Here is an 18,715-nt window from a genome sequence, read left to right on the forward strand (position 1 = left end):
GCCGGGCCGGGCCCGCTCACGCTCACGCTCACGCTCAGAGCTTGTCGATCGGGGCGTGCCGCAGCACCAGCCACATCGTCTGGTCGCCGAAGTCGATCTGCGCCCGGGCACCCGGCCCGGCCCCCTCCACCGCCAGCACCCGGCCCAGGCCGTACCGCTGGTGGTTGACCCGGTCCCCGGCCGAGACCTTCGGGGCCTGCTTCAGCTCACTCGCCGTGGACAGCCGGCTGGCGTCCACGCCCAGCCGCTTCGCCAGCTCGGTCGCCTTCGGCGTGCCGCCGGCGAAGCCGCCGCGGCCCAGGCGGTCCGCCCGGCCGCCGACGCCGCCGCCCCCGCCACCCCACGAGGTGTACGACCCCTCGGTGCGCTCCCAGCGGACCAGCTCCGGCGGCAGCTCCTCCAGGAACCGCGACGGCGGGTTGTACGCGGGCGCGCCCCACGCCGACCGGGTCACCGCGCGGGACAGGTAGAGACGCTGGCGGGCCCGGGTGATGCCCACGTACGCCAGCCGCCGCTCCTCCTCCAGCTCCCGGGTGTCGCCGAGCGAGCGCAGGTGCGGGAAGACGCCGTCCTCCAGGCCGGTCAGGAAGACCACCGGGAACTCCAGGCCCTTGGCCGTGTGCAGCGTCATCAGCGTGACCACGCCCTGGTGGTCCGGGTCGTCGGAGGGGATCTGGTCGGCGTCGGCGACGAGCGCCACCTGCTCCAGGAACCCGGCCAGGGTGGCCCGCTCGTCGTCGGCGCCGAGCGCCTCGATCCGTTCGGTGTACTCCCGGGCGACGCTCACCAGCTCCTGGAGGTTGTCCACCCGGCCGGCGTCCTGCGGGTCGAGGCTCTCCTCCAGCTCGGCCAGGTAACCCGAGCGGGTCAGCACCGCCTCCAGCACCTCCTCCGGCGTGCCGGTGGCGGCCAGCTCCCGCGCCGCGTCGAGCAGCGCGACGAACTCGGCGATGCCGTTCGCGGCCCGGGTGGAGATGCCGGGTGCGTCCTTGGCCCGGCGCAGCGCGGCGCCGAAGGAGATGCGGTCGCGCGCGGCCAGCGCCTCCACGCACGCCTCGGCCCGCTCGCCGATGCCCCGGCGCGGGGTGTTCAGGATCCGCCGCAGGCTGACCGTGTCGTCGTCGTTCACCACCGCGCGCAGGTACGCGAGCGCGTCGCGGACCTCCTTGCGCTCGTAGAAGCGCACCCCGCCGACCACCTTGTAGGGCAGGCCGACCCGGATGAACACCTCCTCGAACACGCGGGACATGGCGTTGGTGCGGTAGAAGACGGCCACGTCGCCCGGGCGGGTGTCGCCGTCGTCGACCAGGCGGTCGATCTCGCGGGCGACCCAGTCGGCCTCGGCGTGCTCGGTGTCGGCGACGTACCCGACGATCTGCTCCCCGGCCCCGGCGTCGCTCCACAGCCGCTTCGGCTTGCGCGAGGTGTTGCGGTCGATGACCGCGTTCGCCGCGTTGAGGATGGTCTGGGTCGAGCGGTAGTTCTGCTCCAGCAGGATCGTGCGGGCGTCGGTGAAGTCCCGCTCGAACTCCAGGATGTTGCGGATGGTCGCGCCGCGGAACGCGTAGATCGACTGGTCGGCGTCGCCGACCACGCACAGCTCGGCCGGCGGGATCCCCTCGGTCCCGGAGACCAACTCCTTGATCAGCACGTACTGGGCGTGGTTGGTGTCCTGGTATTCGTCGACCAGCACGTGCCGGAACCGCCGCCGGTAACTCTCCGCCACGTGCGGGTGCGACTGGAGCAGGTGCACCGTGGTCATGATCAGGTCGTCGAAGTCCAGCGCGTGCGCCTCGCGCAGCCGCCGCTGGTAGAGCGTGTACGCCTCGGCGAGCGCCCGCTCGTTCGGCCCCTTGGCCCGGCCGGCGAACTCCTCCGGGTCGACCAGCTCGTTCTTCAGGTTCGACACCTGGGCGGCCAGACCCCGGGCCGGGTAGCGCTTCGGGTCCAGGTCCAGCTCGCGGGCGACCATCTGCATCAGCCGGCGCGAGTCGTCCGCGTCGTAGATCGAGAACGTCGACTTCAGGCCGGCGTGCTCGTGCTCGGCCCGCAGGATGCGTACGCACGCGGAGTGGAACGTCGACACCCACATCATCCGGGCGCGCGGGCCGACGAGCGCGGCCACCCGCTCCTTCATCTCGCCGGCGGCCTTGTTGGTGAAGGTGATCGCGATGATCTCGCCGGGATGCACGTCCCGGGCGGCGAGCAGGTAGGCGATCCGGTTGGTCAGCACCCGGGTCTTGCCGGAGCCGGCGCCGGCCACGATGAGCAGCGGGGAGCCGGCGTGGGTCACCGCGTCCCGCTGGGGGCCGTTCAGGCCGTCGAGGAGGGCCTGCGGGTCCGACCCGGGGGCCCCGGGGCGGCGCGGCGGGGTCGGCCGGGACTCCGGCGCAGGCGGGGACGCGGGGATGTCGAAGAGAGGATGCATCGCAGTCCGAGTCTATGCCGTCGGCCGGACACTTCCCCGCCCGCGCGGCCGGTCGGCGCCCGGCGGCACGTCTCACCTGTTGGTGCGTCTTCTTGCGCGCCCGCCCGGGTGGTCGGCATACTCGACGACGTGTTCGATCAGCGCTTCTACTTTTACTACGGCACCGGGAGTCCGGCAGCCGTGGGTCGCGCCTGATCACAGACCTACGAAACGCCCCGGGCTCGGAGAGCCCGGGGCGTTTCCGTCCCGGGATCCGGGTACCGGGCCCGAGCCCCGAGAGGGACGACGATGATGACTGACGTGGTGGAGTCCAGCGGCAGCCCGGCGCGCAACGGCCGGCCGGCCGACGCCGACCCGAGCGGCGCCGCGGCGTCCCGGACCGGCACCGACGACGCGACGGCCGCCGAGCGGATCGGTGAGATCCGGCGGCGGATCGACGAGATCGACAGCACGCTCATCGCGCTCTGGCAGGAGCGGGCCGCGCTCTCCCAGGAGGTCGGCGCGACCCGGATGGCCTCCGGTGGGACCCGGCTCGTGCTCTCCCGCGAACGGGAGATCCTGGAGCGGTTCCGGGCCGAGCTCGGCGCGGACGGCACCCAGCTCGCGCTCCTTCTGCTGCGCGCCGGTCGCGGCCCGCTGTGACGCCGTGACGCGTGACGCCCCCGGATACGACGAACCGCCTGCCGGCGTCGAGTTGACGCCGGCAGGCGGTCCGATTCGGGTCAGGCCGCGTCGTGGGTGACGACGATCTCCCGCTTCTCCGCGAAGTGGCAGGCGCTCGGGTGGTCCGAGCCCGGCCGGATCTGGAGCAGCGGCACCTCCTGGGCGCAGACGTCCTGCGCCTTCCAGCACCGGGTCCGGAACCGGCAGCCCGAGGGCGGGCTGACCGGCGAGGGGACGTCGCCCTGGAGCCGGATGATCGCCTTGCTCTCCCGCACCGTCGGGTCGGGCACCGGCACCGCCGACAGCAGCGCCTGGGTGTACGGGTGGGTCGGACGCTCGTAGATCTCGTCCTCGGTGCCGATCTCCACCATCTTGCCCAGGTACATCACCGCGACCCGGTCGGAGAGGTGACGCACCACCGACAGGTCGTGGGCGATGAAGACGTACGACAGGCCGAACTCGCCCTGGAGCTTCTCCAACAGGTTCATCACCTGCGCCTGGATGGAGACGTCCAGCGCCGACACCGGCTCGTCGCAGACGATCACCTCGGGCCGCAGCGCGAGCGCCCGGGCGATGCCGATGCGCTGCCGCTGGCCGCCGGAGAACTGGTGCGGGTACCGGTTGATGTGCTCCGGGTTGAGGCCGACCAGGTCGAGCAGCTCCTTGACCTTGGTGCGCCGGCTGCCGCGCGGAGCCACCTCGGGGTGGATCTCGAACGGCTCGCCGATCAGATCACCCACCGTCATCCGGGGGTTGAGCGAGGTGTACGGGTCCTGCATCACCAGCTGGATCTGCCGGCGCAGCCGCCGCAGCGCGCCACCGGAGAGCTTGGAGATGTCCTGGCCCTTGTAGAGCACCTGGCCGCCGGTCGGCTTCTCCAGGTTCATCAGCACCCGGGCCAGCGTGGACTTGCCACAGCCGGACTCGCCGACCACGCCGAGCGTCTCGCCGGCCTTGAGGTCGAAGGAGACGCCGTCGACCGCCTTGACGTGGCCGATGGTCTTCTTGAACACCACGCCCCGGGTCACGGGGTAGTGCTTGACCAGGTCACGAACCTCGATGATGTTCTCAGTCACGGTTCACCAGTTCCTCGGCGAAGTGGCAGGCGCTGGCCCGGCCGTTGCCCAGTTGCAGCAGCGGCGGGACCTTCTCCCGGCACACCGGCTGCGCCATCGGGCAGCGCGGGTTGAACGCGCAGCCCGGCGGGATGTTCATCAGGTTCGGCGGGAGGCCCTTGATCGTGCGGAGCTCCTGGCCCTTCTCGTCCATCCGCGGGATCGAGTTGAGCAGGCCGAGCGTGTACGGGTGGGCCGGCTTGCGGTACAGGTCGTAGACGTCGGCTTCCTCGACGATCCGACCGGCGTACATGACCGCGATCCGGTCCGCGACGTCGGCGACCACGCCGAGGTCGTGGGTGATCAGGATCATGCCCATCTGCCGTTCCCGCTGGAGCTCACCGAGCAGGTCCATGATCTGGGCCTGCACGGTCACGTCCAGGGCGGTGGTCGGCTCGTCGGCGATCAGCACCTCGGGGTCCAGCGCCAGCGACATGGCGATCATGGCGCGCTGCCGCATACCGCCGGAGAACTGGTGCGGGTAGTTGCTGAACCGGCCCTTGGCGTTGGGGATCTTCACCTGGTCGAGCATCTCGATCGCGCGCTTCTTGGCGTCCGAGCGGCTCATGCCGCGCCGGATGCGGAACTGCTCGGCGATCTGGAAGCCGACTGTGAAAACCGGGTTGAGGGCCGAGAGCGAGTCCTGGAAGATCATGGCGATGCCCTCGCCCCGGATCCGCCGCCGCTGCTCGGGGGACATGGTGAGCATGTCCTTGCCGTGGAAGCGGACCTGGCCGCCGGTGACGAACCCGGGCGGGGTGTCCAGGATGCCCATGATGGTCTGCGCGGTGACGCTCTTGCCGGAGCCCGATTCGCCGAGCACGGCGAGGGTCTCCCCCGCGTCGACGTGGTACGTGACTCCGTTGATGACCTTGGCGACGCCGTCCCGGGTACGGAACTCCACCCGAAGGTCGTCGACCTCGAGCAACCGGCCCGAGGGGCGACCGGATCCGTCGGCGCCCGGCGCGGACTGCTCGGACACGAGAATGTCGGACAACTCAGTTCCCCTATCGAAGCTTCGGGTCGAGGGCCTCGCGGACCGCCTCGCCGAGCATGACGAAGCTCAGCACTGCGGCGACGAGGAACGCGGAGGGGAAGAACAGCAGGTACGGCGAGACCCGGATGTAGTTCTGCGCCTCGCTGATCATGATGCCCCAGGAGACGACCGGGCTCTTCAGGCCGATGCCCAGGAACGAGAGCGTGGCCTCCGCGCCGATGAACGAGCCGACCATGATCGTGCCGTAGACCAGAAGCGGGGCCAGGCAGTTCGGCAGCAGGTGCTTGAGGATGATCCGGCCGGTGCTGGCGCCGAGCGCGCGGGCCGCGACGATGTAGTCGGCCTCCTTGGTGGCGAGCACCGAGGAGCGCATCAGCCGCATCACCACCGGCCAGCTCAGCACGCTCAGGGACAGGATGACCAGGCCCATGATCGTCCACTCGCCGTTGTCGGTGCCGGAGCCGTTGAACGTGGTCAGGATGACGATCGAGCCGAGCACGAACGGCAGGCCGAAGAAGATGTCCGCGACACGGGACAGCAGCGCGTCCACCCAGCCGCCGCGGTAGCCGGCGATGATGCCCATCGTGCCGCCGACGAGCAGCGTCAGGACGGTGGAGACCACTGCGACCACGATCGAGGCGCGGGCGCCGTAGATGACCCGGGCGTAGACGTCGCGGCCCTGCACGTCGTAGCCGAACCAGGCGGCCGACGACGGCTCGACCCGGCTGCGGTCAAGCGAGCCGTTGACCGCGTCGCCGGAGGTGAACAGCCACGGGAAGGCCGCCATCACGAGGAAGATCAGGATGATCGTCGCCGAGATCCAGAACAGCGGCTTGCGGCGCAGGTCGATCCAGGCGTCACCGAGCAGGCCACGCGGCTTGTTCTGCTTCGCGCTCTCCGGCAGGCCCGCGTTGGTGGGCGCGCCCGACCCCGCCTCGGTGGGCATGGTCGCGGGCGGCGTCGACACGATCGACGCGGTATTCGGGTCACTCATGCCCGTACCTCGCTGCGCTCGGCGCGGGCGTGGTTACCCGCGCAGACTGCTGGGACGTTTCGTACGCTGCGGCGGTCACTCATAGCGGATCCTCGGGTCGAGGGCGGCGTAGAGCAGGTCCACCACCAGGTTCATGATGAGATAGACGAGCACCAACACCACGACGATGCCGACAACGGTAGCGCTCTCCTTGGTGACGATCGAGCGGAGCACCTGACGGCCGATGCCGTTGATGCCGAAGATGCCCTCCGTCACGATCGCGCCACCCATCAGCGCGCCGAGGTCGGTGCCGAGCAGGGTGACCACCGGGATGAGCGAGTTGCGCAGCAGGTGCACGCCGACCACGCGGCGCATCGGGAGGCCCTTGGCGATCGCGGTGCGGACGTAGTCGGCACGCCGGTTCTCGGCGATGCTCGTACGCGCCACCCGGGCGATGTACGCCATCGATGCGCTTCCGAGCACGAAGCCCGGCACGATCAGTTCACTGAACCGCATCTCGTTGGACACGGTCGGGTTGATGATGCCCCACTTCACGCCGAGCAGCCACTGCAGCACGAAGCCGATGACGAAGACCGGGAGGGCGATCAGGAAGAGGGTGGAGACCAGGACCAGGTTGTCCAGGAAGCCGTTGCGCCGCAGGCCGGTGAGGATGCCGGCGCCGAGACCGATCACGGCCTCGATGGCGAGGGCGACCACCGCCAGCTTCAGGGTGTTCGGGTACGACGTGGCGATGATGTCGCTGATCTCGCGACCGCCGAACGTGATACCGAAGTCACCCTGCAGAAGGTTCTTCATGTAGCTGGCGTACTGCACCCAGATCGACTCGTCGAGGTTGTACTTCTCGGTCATCATGGCGCGGTAGTTCGGCGGGCAACCGCGGTCGCCGCACTTGCCGGCGAAGGGGTCACCGGGCACTGACCAGACGAGCCAGTAGATCAGGAACGTCGTACCGATGAACACCGGCACGAGTTGCAGCAGCCGTCTCAAGAGATAACGGCCCATGGGGTGGTCCTCCAGACAGGGAGCGCCGGGGCGGGCCGGCGCGGCGGCGACAACGTTGCGAGGGGTTCGTTGTACACCCCCTCGCGGAACGGCCCCGGGTCGGGCTCACCGGTAGGCGAGCCCGACCCGGGGTCAGAGCGTTCGGATCAGAGCTCGACCGAGGTGATGTCGAGCTCGCCGACGTTGGTCAGCTCGAGCTTCTTGATCTTCTCCGAGTGGCCGGACTGCTGGCCACCGAAGTAGATCGGCATCGACGGAACGTCCTGGTCGATCAGCTTGACGGCCTCAGCGAACTTCTTGTGGGCCTCCTCGATGCTGGGGGCCGCGGTGGCCTCCTTGGCGAGGGCGTCCACCTGCGGGTTGCTGTACTTGCCGTCGTTCGAGGAACCACCGGTGACGTAGAGCGGGTTGATCCAGTTCTCCACGTCCGGGTAGTCCTGCTGCCAGCCGGCCCGGTACGCGCCGGTCATCTTGTAGGCGTTGATGTTGGCGCGGAAGACCGCGAAGGTCGGCACGCCGACGGCGACCGCGTCGATGCCCAGGTTGGTCTTGATCTGCTGGGCGACGGCCTCCATCCACTCCTTGTGGCTGGCGTCCGCGTTGTACGACAGGGTCAGCTTGCCCTGGAAGCCACCGGACTCGGCGTAGAGCTTCTTGGCCTCGGCCACGTCGAACTTGCAGGCGGTGCAGTTGCCCGGCTCGGCGCCCGGGGTCAGCGGGTTGGCCCAGCTGTCGGCCGGCTTACGGGTACCGAAGAAGATCTTGTCGGTGATCGCCTGCCGGTCGATGGACAGCGAGATCGCCTTGCGCAGCTTCGGGTTCTGGAAGCGCTTGTCGTAGATCGGGAAGGCGATGATGCCGGTCGACGGGGTGGTCGAGGACATGGCCCGCTCGGCCAGGTCGGTCTTCCACTTCTCACCGGCCAGCGCGGAGACCGGAACCTGCTGCTGGAAGTCCAGGTTGCCGGCGAGCAGGTCGTTGTAGGCCGCCGTGTCGTCCTGGTAGATCTTGACGGTGACGTCCTTGATCTTCATCTTGTCGCGCAGGCTGTAGTCGTCGAAGCGGGTCAGCTTGATCTCGACGTCGTCCTGCCAGGAGACGAGCTTGACCGGGCCGTTACCGATCGGCTTCTTGCCGAACTCCGCCGGGGTGGTGGAGAAGAAGGCGTCCGGCAGCGGCACGAAGGCGCTGTAGCCGAGCTTGGTCGGGAACACGGCGGTCGGCGCGTTCAGCGTGACCTCGAAGTTCCAGTCGTCGACGACCTTGAGGCCGGACATGTCCTTGGCCTTGGGCTCCGGGGCCTTCTGCGGGCCGTCCGGGCCGTCCGGGTCCTCGGTGTAGACCTCGTCGAAGCCCTGGATGTCGGAGAAGAAGGAGGCGTTCTGCGCGCCGTTCGGGCCGTACGCCGCCCAGTTCCAGGCCTTGACGAAGCTCTCGGCCTTGACGGTGGTGCCGTCGTGGAACTTGGTGTTCTGCTTGATCTTGATCTTGAAGACCTTCGAGTCGCTCGTCTCGATCGACTCGGCGAGCAGGTTCTGCGGCGCCCCACCGTTGTTGGGGTACTCGACCAGACCGCTCCACATCCAGTCGATGATCGCGCCGCCACCGGTCTCGGTGGTGTTCGCCGGAACCAGGGGGTTCTCCGGCTGGGTACCGTCGATGACGATCGCGCCGTCCGAGCTGGCGCCGGCGTCGCCACCGTCGTTGTTCCCGCTGGAGCAGCCGGACGCGACGAGCGCGAATGCCGCGCCCACCGCGAGCGCGCCGCTCGCCCGCTTCGAGACTCTCATTCCGAGGGGCCTCCTCTTTCTTAACCTGGTTCCGTCGTGGGTTTCACGCACGTTTGGGGGTGACACCACCGGCGACCCGGACAAGCCGGACGTCGGTTTACCGCAGAGGATTTCGGGACACCCCAGGGGTACCGATCCGCCGGGCGCCACACCTTGGACGTGGGCACCGCGCAGGGTCGACAACCACGCGGCGACGCTGGTGGCGGCGTCCACGTGGTCGGCAGGCCCGACGAGATGCCTCACACCGGGGGGTGAGGTGCTGCCACTGTGACACCCACCGGCCCTTTCCGTGAAGGTGCCGTTATCAAGACGTTAGTTGCCCGCCACGTTGCCGATACTTGAGAAAAGATCACAAAGCGTACGGACGATAGGGCCCTGAACAGGCAAGACGGGCACATGGAGGTTGACGGGCATCCCTGCCGCCCGCAAGCGCTGTGACGTGGACCGCGCCCGCTCCCGGCCCGTCAACGGGCGCACGGCTGCGGCTTTTTTGTCCGTCCGGAGGATACCGACGTCGACTGTGCGGACAAGAACGACCCCCCCGGGGGGACGATGCCTCCCAGGGGTCGCCGAGCGACGTGGGCTCAGACCAGGCGGCGGTCGGCAGCCCAGCGGGACAGCTCGTACCGGTTCGACATCTGGAGCTTGCGCAGGACGTTGGAGACGTGCGTCTCGACCGTCTTGATCGAGATGTACAGCTCCTTGGCGATTTCCTTGTAGGCGTACCCGCGGGCGAGCAGCCGGAGCACCTCGCGCTCCCGGTTGGTGAGCTGGTCCAGCTCGGGGTCGGCCACCGGCGCGTCCGGCCGGGACGCGAACGCGTCAAGCACGAACCCGGCCAGCCGGGGGCTGAACACGGCGTCGCCGTCGGCCACCCGGCGGATCGCGTCGGTCAGCTCCTCCGGGGAGATCGTCTTGGTGACGTAGCCCCGCGCGCCGGCCCGGATCAGCCCGATCACGTCCTCGGCGGCGTCGGACACGCTCAGCGCGAGGAACCGCACCTGCGGGTGGGTACGCCGCATCGCCTCCAGCACCGCGCGGCCGCCGCCGTCGGGCATGTGCACGTCGAGCAGCACCACGTCCGGCGCGGTGGCCGCGATCCGGGTCACCGCCTCGGCCACCGAGCTGGCCTCGCCGACCACCTCGACCCGCGCGCCCAGCTCGGCGCGCACGCCGGCCCGGAACATCGCGTGGTCGTCGACGAGGAAGACCCGCAGCGGCCCGCGCGGCGCCGTGCCCTCGACCGGTTCCTGCTCGGACATGTCACCTGTCCCTTTCCGCCGTGGAGCCGGAGCCGCTGATCGGCAGGATCAGCCGGACCTCGGTCCCTTCTCCCGGCTCGGACCGGATCTCCGCCCGGCCGCCGTGCCGCTTCATCCGCCCGATGATCGATCCTCGGACGCCGTGCCGGTGATTCTCCACCGTATCCGGGTCGAAGCCCTTGCCCCGGTCCCGGACGAAGACGCTCACCTGCTCCGGCTCCACCTCGGCGTAGAGCGACACGGTCTGCACACCGGCGTGCCGGGCCGCGTTGACCAGGGCCTCCCGGGCGGCGGCCACGAGCGCGCCGACCCGCTCGTCGGTCTCCCGGTCGCCGACGACCACCGCCTCGACAGTGATGGCGAACGTGTCCTCCACCTCGGCGGCGGCCTGCTCCAGCGCGGCCGCGAACCGCTCGGTCGGCGAGGCGGTCGGCTTGTAGAGCCAGTTGCGCAGCGAGCGCTCCTGGCCACGGGCCAGCCGCTGCACCGTCTTGACGTCGCTGGCGTTGCGCTGGATCAGGGCCAGCGTGTGCAGCACCTGGTCGTGGACCATGGCGGCCAGCTCGGCCCGCTCCTGCTCGCGGATGCGTCCCTCCCGCTCCGAGCGGAGCTGGTTCCAGGTCCGCCAGAGCACCGGTCCGGTCACCACGCCGACGCCGGCCAGCCCGACCAGCGCGAAGATCACGCCGTTGAGCACCGCGTCGAAGTTCTGCGCCGGCGAGTAGACGGCCGCCACGCCGATGATGCCGACCGCGACGAGCACGCCGCCGCCGATGAAGCGCAGCACGAACGCGCGCCGGTCGGTCTCTTCCACCACCGCGCCCAGCCAGGGCACCGCCGCGTCGCCCCACTGCCGGCGCCGCTCCGGCCCGGACTGGTGCCAGATGACGCCCGCGCCGACCGCGATGATCGCCACCAGCCAGCCGGCGGTCCCGGCCGCGCCCACCGAGTTGAAGGCGAAGACCTGCAACAGCAGTACGCCCAGCCCGATCGCCACGAACGGCAGCAGCTGGGCCAGGTCACGGCGCGGCGGGACGGCGGTGTCGCCGGGGCGGGGTGGCACCACCGCCCAGAAGGCGGCGTACAGCAGCAGCCCGAGGCCGCTGAGCCCGAGCAGGACCATGAACGCCATCCGCACCCGCAGCACCGGGATGCCCAGGTGCTCGGCGATGCCCGCGGCCACCCCGGCGGCCAGCCGGTGCTCGGTGGCCCGGTAGAGGCGCGGGGCGTGCGGGGCAGGGGTGCTGCTGATCGGAAACTCCCAGGTCGAGATGGAGAGGGCGGCGGCGCCGACGCTCAGATCGTCACACGGCGGCGACGTCCCGGACCACGGGGACGCCCCGGACTTTCGCCACCGGCGGATCTCAGGGTGGGGTCAGGGTCGGGTCCTGAGGCAGTCCGGGCGGCCGGGCAAGCAGTATCGGAGGCATGACCGAGGACGCTGCCCGTCCGCCCCGCCCCTGGGCGGCAGCACAGGACGCCCCGCCGCCGCCCCCACCGGGGTCGGCGCCCCCCACCGACCACGCGACCACGCCGCCCGGCGGCGGCGCGCCGTTCACCGGCCCGCCACCCGGGGGGTACGCCCCGCCGCCCGGCGCCGCCGGCTTCACCACCCGGTACGGGCTGGTGCGCCCTCGCGAGGGCCGCTACCTGGCCGGGGTGTGCGCCGCCATCGGCCGGGCCACGAACACCGACCCGGTGCTGTGGCGCGTGCTGCTGGCCGTGCTCGGCTTCTTCGGTGGCATCGGCATCATCGTGTACGTCGCCGGCTGGCTGATCATCCCCGGCGAGGGCGACACCGCCTCCCCGGTGGAGGCCATGCTCGGCCGCGGCCGGTCCAGCATGTCCCCGATCACCGTGATCGTGCTCGGCATCGTGGTGGCGCTCGGCTTCGCCTACGTCGTCACCGACGGGTTCCGGGCCATCCTGCTGGGCGCGGTGATCCTGATCGGCGGCGCGCTGCTGCTCAACCGCGAGCAGCGCGGCCCGGGGCAGCGGCCGGCTCAGCCGGCACCGCCGCCCGGCCCGGTGCCGGGTCCGGTGCCGCCGGTGGCCTGGCCCGCGCCGCCGGCCCCCGGCACGTGGACCGCGGGGGCCGCCGGGCCGCCGTGGACCGCCGCGCCGCCGGTCGGTACCACGCCACCGGTACGCCCCGAAGCAGCGTCGTACGCCGCCCACGCCGAGCCCGGCTACCCGCCGGCCGGCCGCACCGAGCCGGGCTATCCCCCGGCGCCCGCCTCCGAGCCCGGCTACCAACCGGCGTCCCCGTCCGGCCCGGGCCACCCGGCGACGCCGGGACGCGAGCCGGGCCTCCCGGAGGCCGGGACGAGCTACCCGACGCTCCCGGCGCCGGGCTGGCCCGCCGCGGCCGGCACCCGGCCGGGCTGGTCCGAGCCGACGACCGCCGCGATGCCCCCGGTGAGCGGTCCGGTCGCGGACACCGCCACCTGGCCGGCCTACGGCGCGGCGCCCTCCTGGCCGGGTGCGCCGGGCACCGGTGCCCCGCTGGGTGAGCCGGCCGCCGTGCCGCCCCCCGCGCCGGTGGGCTCGCCGCTGCCGCCCGGCGGATACCGCCCGCCGTTCGCCCCGCACGGCCCGTACGCCGGGTCGCCGCCCTCGCCACCGCCGGGCCGGCCGCCACGACCGCCGAAGCGGCCCAAGGAGCGGTCCCCGCTCGGCGCGATCACGTTCTCGCTGATCTTCCTGGCGCTGGGCGTGGTGGCCATGCTCGACCTGCTCGACGTCTTCCCGGTCGGCGCCGCCGGCTACTTCGCCGCGGTGCTCGCCACCATCGGCCTCGGCCTGCTCGTGGGCACCTGGTTCGGCCGGGCCCGCTGGCTCATCGCCCTCGGCCTGGTGACCGCGGCGGCGCTCGGCATCGCCACCGTCGCCGAGTCCTACGACCGGGTGCGCGGCATCGACGGCAACGTCACCTGGGCGCCGACCGACCTGCGCGACCTGGCCGACCGGTACGAGAACAACCTCGGTGACGCTGTGCTCGACCTGCGTGGGATCAACTTCGACAAGCAGGACGTGCAGGTGACCCTCGACGTGAACCTCGGCAACGCCACAGTGGTCGTACCGCCGGACGTGGACGTGACAACCGTCGCCGAGGTGAACGCCGGTGACGCCTCGGTCTTCGGCAAGCGCAGCGGCGGGCTCGGCAACCGCCAGTGGGAGAGCACCGACACCGGCGCCGACGGCCCCGGCGGGGGCAAGCTGCGCCTCTACATCCACGTGAACGCCGGCAAGCTGGAGGTGACCCGATGAAGGCGCACCGCACCGACATCGTGTCGTTCGCTTTCGGACTCGTCTTCCTCGGCCTGTCCGTCTGGTGGCTGCTGGCCCGCATCCTCGGGCTGTCCGTACCTCCGGTCGGCTGGTTCCTGGCCGGCGGCCTGGTCCTGATCGGGTTGCTCGGGCTGATCGGCGCGCTGCGCTCGGGGCGGGCCGCGGAGCAGCCCGCGCCGCCGGAAGCGACGGTCTCCGCGCCGTACCGGGACGACAGCCCGGCCGGCGACGGCGAGACGACGTCCGACGTGGCCGACGAGTGGGCCACCGAAGCGACGACCGACGACGCGGGGCCCGCCACCCGCGAGATGCCGGCGGTGGACCCGCCGGCGGACGAGACACGCGAGGAACGGCGTACGCCGGGCGACCCGGCCTGACCGCGCCACTGCGGGGCCCTCGGAACGCGGCCTATGCTGGTCGGCGGAGATCTCGCCTCCGCCGGCCGGCCCGCGCACCCGACCACGCCGGAGCCGCCGGTCGGGTCGCCGGAGAGCCGCCGCCCGTCCGTCCGCTACCTCGTCAGGAGCCCGCCCGACATGACCCAGTCCCCCGCCGTGCGCGTCACCGGTCCCTCCGGTGCGGTCCGCATCGGCGAGCGCGCCGCCCGCACGCTCGTCAGCGAGTTCGCCCGGCGTAACGACCCGAAGGCCGGCCTGCTGGTCGGCGCGACTCCGGAGTCCGCGGTGCTGGCCGCGGCGATCGAGGCGCTGCTACCCGGCGACCGGCTCACAGTGGTGCCGGCGGAGGGCGCCGCGGCGGCCGCGCTGCGGGAGCACGTCACCGCGCAGGGCCGTTGGGTCGCCGACCGGGTACGGGTGGTCGACACCCTCGCCGAGGCGGACGCCGCCGCCGTGGTGGTCGTCGCCGAGCCGTTCACCGGCACCGCCGAGCAGGCGCGTGCCGCTGTGGACGGGCTGACGAAATACCTGGCCGACGGCGCGGTGCTGAGCGTCGCCGCGCCGCTGTTCCGCACCGAGGGCGCGGACGGCGAACTGGACCGGCAGGGCGTGCTGCACGGCGTACGCACCGACCTGGTGCTGCGCAACACCCCGCCGGTACGCGTGCACCACCTGCGGTTCACCCCGGCGCCGGTCGCGCTCGCGGCCTCGCTGTCCCCGGCGTACCGGCCGTCGAGCGTGCCGCTGACCCGGGGCATGCACATCGACTCGAACGGGGTGGCCGCCGCCGGCATCACGCTCGGCCTGGCCGCCCTGGCCCGGGCCGCCCGCCCTAAGTCGAAGCTCTGGCTGCTTCCGGCGCTGGCCGCCGCGCCGGTGGCCGCGTTCTTCCGGGACCCGGAGCGGGACGTGCCGGAGGACCCGTCGGCAGTGGTCGCCTCGGCGGACGGCCAGGTGCTCTCCGTGCAGCGCCTGCAGGACGAGCGCTTCGGCGACGGTGAGTGGCTGCGGATCGCGGTGTTCCTGTCCGTGCTGGACGTGCACGTCAACCGCGCCCCGGTGGCCGGCAAGGTGGTCGACTACTTCGTCGCCGACGGCGGGTTCGTCAACGCCATGAAGCCTGATGCCGAGCACAACGTGGCGGCGTACACGGTGCTGGACACCGACCACGGCACCGTGGTCGTGGCGCAGCGCACCGGGCTGATCGCCCGCCGGATCGTGCAGCGGGCGCCGGTCGGTTCGCTGCTGGCCCGGGGTGAGCGCTTCGGCCTGATCCGGTTCGGCTCGCGTACCGACGTCTACCTGCCGGCCGACGCGGCGGACCCGCTGGTCGGTCCGGGCGACAAGGTGGTCGGCGGCGCGACGGTGATCGCCCGCTGGCGCTGAACGCCGGACACGACAGAAGGGGCGCCGCTGCGGCGGCGCCCCTTCTGTCGTTCTCGGATCAGGCGGTACGGCGCTGGTGCAGCCAGAGCAGCGGCCCGCTGACCAGGTAGCCCACCACCACGAGGGCGAACGTGAGCCGGATGTCGACGAGCGCGCCGATCACCGGGGCCAGCCAGAGCCACGGCGGCAGCTTCAGCAGCCGGGCGAGCTTGGCGTACGGGAAGCTCGACACCATGGCGAAGGCGAGCAGCGCCACGCCGGCCACCATCACCAGGCCGGGGACCGGCACGCCAATGGCCACGGTCAGGGCCAGCACTGCCGCCGCCATGGTGGTCGGCACGCCGCAGAAGAAGCGGCCGTCCTTCGGCGAGACGTTGAACCGGGCGAGCCGGATCGCCGCGCAGGCGGCGACGAGCGCGCAGGAGACCGCGGCGGCCGCCGGGGGCACCGAACCGGCCAGCGAGGCGTAGACCACCACCGGCGCGGCGAGGCCGAAGGAGCACATGTCGGCGAGCGAGTCCATCTGCGCGCCGAACGGGCTGGCCACGCCGAGCTTGCGGGCCAGCGCGCCGTCGAGGCCGTCGAACGCGACGCACGCGATCAGGCAGATCGCGGCGATCTGCACGTCACCGCGCATGGCCAGGAAGATGGCCAGCATGCCGAGCATGAGGCTGCTCAGCGTGCACGCGTTGACGAGCGCGAACTTGACCCGGCGGGCGGCGGTGCGCTCACCCGGCAGGAGCGGGATCGACATCGCCGATGACTCGTCGTCGACCGGGGCGACCGGGGCGAGCGCCGGGCTGACCGGGCGTACCACCTCGATGTCGGTGTCGAGCCGGCCGTAGCGGAGACGCTGGCGGTCTGCGTAACGGTGGTCGGGGGTGACCAGGTCGGTCCCCGGAACGGCCGCGCCGTCCCGGCGGCCCACCCGGACCAGCAGCACCTGGCGGGCGAACGTGCTGCTGCGGCGCAACCGGCCCGCCCAGCGACGCCCTGCGGGGCGCGGACTGTCAGTCGTACGACGCCGGCGCCATGGGGCTCTCGGCACGTTTCCTCCATCACCGGATCGGCTGGCCGCCCTCGACGGGGCGGGTGTCCGGCTGTCTCGTGCCGGACCTTTCGGGTCCGGCAGCCCTTTTGCGGAGTACACCATTGCACAGGGAACAGGGGCTTGGCGATAGCTGCCGGCGGTACTTATATCTCCCTTAACCGCACGAACCGCTCAATCATTCCCATCTCGGGCTTCAACGTCCGTTTTTGTCGGCCAACCCTTCCTTCCGACTGTACCGGAGGTCACCCAGGGCGGCTCGGCGAGCGATTCACCTCACCCGCTGCCCGGTGGCGCGGGCCGCCACATCGGTCATCGACAGGCCGCCGACCTGCTCCGGCGCGAACCAGGCCGCCCGGGCGGTGGAGCCACCGGCCAGCTCGGTCACCACCGCCTCGGTCGGCGCGTCCACGCGTACCCGGTAGATCACCCGGATGCCGTGCCAGTCCAGCGGCCGGCCCTCCGGGCCGAGCGCGGCCGGGTTGTGCAGGTTGTCCACCGCCATCAGGTCGACCACCCGGCCCAGCTGTCCGGCCTCCTCGACCAGCTCACGCAGCAGCCCGGTGGCCGGCTGCTCGCCGTGGTCGGTGCCGCCGCCGGGCAGGTGCCAGCGGCCCGCGCCCGGGTAGCCGTCGGCGATCATGGTGAGCAGCACCCGGTCGGCCGGATCGGTGACCAGCCCGTACGCGGCGAAGCGCTGCCGTCGGTCGACGGCCGGCCCGGCCGGGTCGACGGGCAGCCCGCGGGGCATGTCGGCCGGCAGCGGAGTCACCGGCAGGCCGAGCAGCTCGGCGGTGAACACCATCAGCGGGAGGCTCGCCGCCTCCTCCGGGGTGAACCAGCCCACCTCGTCGGTGCCGCCGGCGGGCTCGGGTCGCAGCCGCCCGCCGCGCGCCTCGACGTCGAAGATCAACCGGTCGGTGTGCATCGCGACGTTCTCGGCGCGGAACGCGGTCACGTCGGCGACGGCGGCCCGGATCGCGCCGGGCGCGACGGTCAGCCCGGTCTCCTCGGCGAACTCGCGGACCACCGCGTCGGCCGGGTGTTCCGCGTGCTCGACGCCGCCGCCGGGCAGCTGCCACACCCCCGGGTACGGGCACTTCGCCGAGCCACGCGCCAGCAGCACCCGCCCCTCGGAGTCCCGCAGCATCCCGTACGCCCCGACCCGCCGCTGCTGCTCCACCCGCACCACTCCCCCGCACCCGAGCGCCCCACTCCGTCGATCATGAGGTTAGCGGTACCGGGGCGGACATTTCCCGCCGTCAACTTCATGATCGCCGGAGTGGGGCGCGGGTGTGAGCGGGTCGGGTGGGTCTAGAGGAGATGGGCGGCCTGGACCGCCTCGGCGGTCACCTCGGTGAGGCGGTCGGTGGGCAGGGCGCCGAGTTCCTCGCGCCGGAACCAGCGGGCTTCGCAGGTGGAGCCGCCGACGTCGGCCACCGTGGGCGGCGCCGGCTGGTCGACCACAACCCGGTAGAAGGCGCGTACGCCGTGCCAGTCGATCGGGTAGCCCTCCGGGCCGAGCGAGGCGGCGTCCCGGTGGCTGGCCACGCCGAGCAGCTCGACCAGGCGGCCGGTCTGCCCGGTCTCCTCGACCAGCTCCCGGATCAGCGCCGCGCCCGGCTGCTCGCCGTAGTCGGTGCCGCCACCGGGCAGGTGCCAGCAACCGGCGCCCGGGTAGCCGTCGGACACCCGGGTCAGCAGCACGCGCTCCTCCGGGTCGGTCACCACCGCGTACGCGGCGAAGCGCTGCGCCCGGTGCAGCCCGTCCGGGCCGGGCACGGCGTAGAACGAGGGGAACTCGGGCACCTCCTCCGGCACGATGTCGTCGGTGGAGGTGGGCAGGCCCAGCGCACGCGCGGTGAACGACCGCAGCGGCAGCTCCCGGGCCTCGTCGAGGGTGAACCAGCGGGCCAGGTCGGTCGGGCGGTCGATCCGCTCGGTGAGCGTCCCGCCGCGTACCGAGACGGTGTAGAGGAGGCGGTCGGTGTGGATCGTGATGCGCCGCTCGGGCAGGGCCCGCATGTCGGCGAGCACGTCCTGGAGGCCGGCGACGGCGACCGAGAGCCCGGTCTCGGCCGCGGTCTCCCGGACGACTGTGTGCTTGGGGTCCTCACCGTGGTCGACCGCTCCTCCGGGGAGCGACCAGGTGCCGGGGGTGCCGGAGCGCTCCGATGCGCGGACCAGCAACACTCGGCCGTTTGAATCAGCACAAACTGCGTATGCCGCGATCCTGCGGAGCGGCTCCAGCGAGGTGGTCACGGGATCAAATTCTCCCCGGAGCGGGTTACCGGGATCGAAAAGAGTCAGATTCCTGACTCTTCGCTGGCGTCTCAGGGAC

15 protein-coding genes are annotated in these 18,715 nt (G+C 71.8%); 4 read left to right on the forward strand and 11 right to left on the reverse strand.

What is annotated here, in order from left to right:
* Positions 1 to 34: 34 nt before the first annotated feature.
* Positions 35 to 2,428 carry a DNA helicase PcrA gene (pcrA, locus tag DQE82_RS29145; protein WP_043328353.1) on the reverse strand — a complete coding sequence of 798 codons (2,394 nt, stop codon included), beginning with the start codon at positions 2,426 to 2,428 and terminating at the stop codon, positions 35 to 37.
* A 288-nt stretch (positions 2,429 to 2,716) separates the two neighbouring features.
* Here pcrA and DQE82_RS29150 point away from each other — a divergent pair, with 288 nt between their 5' ends.
* A complete protein-coding gene (locus tag DQE82_RS29150) occupies positions 2,717 to 3,070 on the forward strand; it encodes a chorismate mutase (RefSeq protein WP_043328352.1) in 354 nt (117 codons plus the stop codon).
* Positions 3,071 to 3,150: 80 nt separating this feature from the next.
* On the opposite strand, the gene DQE82_RS29155 is transcribed toward DQE82_RS29150, so the two are convergent.
* The 7 genes from DQE82_RS29155 to DQE82_RS29185 form a co-directional block, all read right to left on the reverse strand.
* Positions 3,151 to 4,167: an ABC transporter ATP-binding protein gene (locus tag DQE82_RS29155; protein WP_043328351.1), complete on the reverse strand. Its 1,017-nt coding sequence runs from the start codon at positions 4,165 to 4,167 to the stop codon at positions 3,151 to 3,153.
* Positions 4,160 to 5,188, reverse strand: a complete 1,029-nt coding sequence (locus DQE82_RS29160; RefSeq protein WP_043328350.1) for an ABC transporter ATP-binding protein — start codon at positions 5,186 to 5,188, stop codon at positions 4,160 to 4,162. Before DQE82_RS29160 ends, DQE82_RS29155 begins: the two co-directional genes overlap by 8 nt.
* A 25-nt stretch (positions 5,189 to 5,213) precedes the next feature.
* Entirely contained in the window at positions 5,214 to 6,197 is a 984-nt protein-coding gene (locus DQE82_RS29165) for an ABC transporter permease (protein WP_043328349.1), read from the reverse strand.
* Positions 6,198 to 6,272: 75 nt separating this feature from the next.
* Entirely contained in the window at positions 6,273 to 7,199 is a 927-nt protein-coding gene (locus tag DQE82_RS29170) for an ABC transporter permease (RefSeq protein WP_013288523.1), read from the reverse strand.
* 146 nt (positions 7,200 to 7,345) lie between these two features.
* On the reverse strand, positions 7,346 to 8,989 hold the full coding sequence (locus DQE82_RS29175) for an ABC transporter substrate-binding protein (protein ID WP_113974757.1): 1,644 nt from the start codon (positions 8,987 to 8,989) through the stop codon (positions 7,346 to 7,348).
* 584 nt (positions 8,990 to 9,573) lie between these two features.
* A complete protein-coding gene (locus DQE82_RS29180) occupies positions 9,574 to 10,251 on the reverse strand; it encodes a response regulator transcription factor (protein WP_030501521.1) in 678 nt (225 codons plus the stop codon).
* Between the two features lies 1 nt (position 10,252).
* On the reverse strand, positions 10,253 to 11,524 hold the full coding sequence (locus DQE82_RS29185) for an ATP-binding protein (protein WP_084213052.1): 1,272 nt from the start codon (positions 11,522 to 11,524) through the stop codon (positions 10,253 to 10,255).
* Between the two features lie 155 nt (positions 11,525 to 11,679).
* On the opposite strand from DQE82_RS29185, the gene DQE82_RS29190 reads away from it, so the two are divergent.
* The 3 genes from DQE82_RS29190 to DQE82_RS29200 all read left to right on the forward strand — a co-directional run bounded on the left by DQE82_RS29190 (position 11,680) and on the right by DQE82_RS29200 (position 15,326).
* Positions 11,680 to 13,521 carry a PspC domain-containing protein gene (locus DQE82_RS29190; protein ID WP_113974758.1) on the forward strand — a complete coding sequence of 614 codons (1,842 nt, stop codon included), beginning with the start codon at positions 11,680 to 11,682 and terminating at the stop codon, positions 13,519 to 13,521.
* On the forward strand, positions 13,518 to 13,919 hold the full coding sequence (locus DQE82_RS29195) for a hypothetical protein (RefSeq protein ID WP_043328346.1): 402 nt from the start codon (positions 13,518 to 13,520) through the stop codon (positions 13,917 to 13,919). The genes DQE82_RS29190 and DQE82_RS29195 overlap by 4 nt, the downstream gene beginning before the upstream one ends.
* A gap of 159 nt (positions 13,920 to 14,078) precedes the next feature.
* Positions 14,079 to 15,326 (forward strand): phosphatidylserine decarboxylase, encoded by a 1,248-nt coding sequence (locus tag DQE82_RS29200; RefSeq protein WP_043330939.1) that lies wholly within the window; start codon positions 14,079 to 14,081, stop codon positions 15,324 to 15,326.
* 58 nt (positions 15,327 to 15,384) lie between these two features.
* Here the strand turns inward: DQE82_RS29200 and DQE82_RS29205 are convergent, their stop codons facing one another.
* From DQE82_RS29205 to DQE82_RS29215, 3 genes are all read right to left on the reverse strand, one after another.
* On the reverse strand, positions 15,385 to 16,299 hold the full coding sequence (locus DQE82_RS29205; RefSeq protein WP_113974759.1) for a phosphatidylcholine/phosphatidylserine synthase: 915 nt from the start codon (positions 16,297 to 16,299) through the stop codon (positions 15,385 to 15,387).
* A 346-nt stretch (positions 16,300 to 16,645) separates the two neighbouring features.
* Positions 16,646 to 17,557 (reverse strand): NUDIX hydrolase, encoded by a 912-nt coding sequence (locus DQE82_RS29210; protein ID WP_113974785.1) that lies wholly within the window; start codon positions 17,555 to 17,557, stop codon positions 16,646 to 16,648.
* A 131-nt stretch (positions 17,558 to 17,688) separates the two neighbouring features.
* Positions 17,689 to 18,636 carry an NUDIX domain-containing protein gene (locus DQE82_RS29215; protein ID WP_043328344.1) on the reverse strand — a complete coding sequence of 316 codons (948 nt, stop codon included), beginning with the start codon at positions 18,634 to 18,636 and terminating at the stop codon, positions 17,689 to 17,691.
* Between the last annotated feature and the right edge of the window lie 79 nt (positions 18,637 to 18,715).

It is taken from the genome of Micromonospora sp. LHW51205 (assembly GCF_003315815.1).
GTDB lineage: Bacteria > Actinomycetota > Actinomycetes > Mycobacteriales > Micromonosporaceae > Micromonospora > Micromonospora chalcea.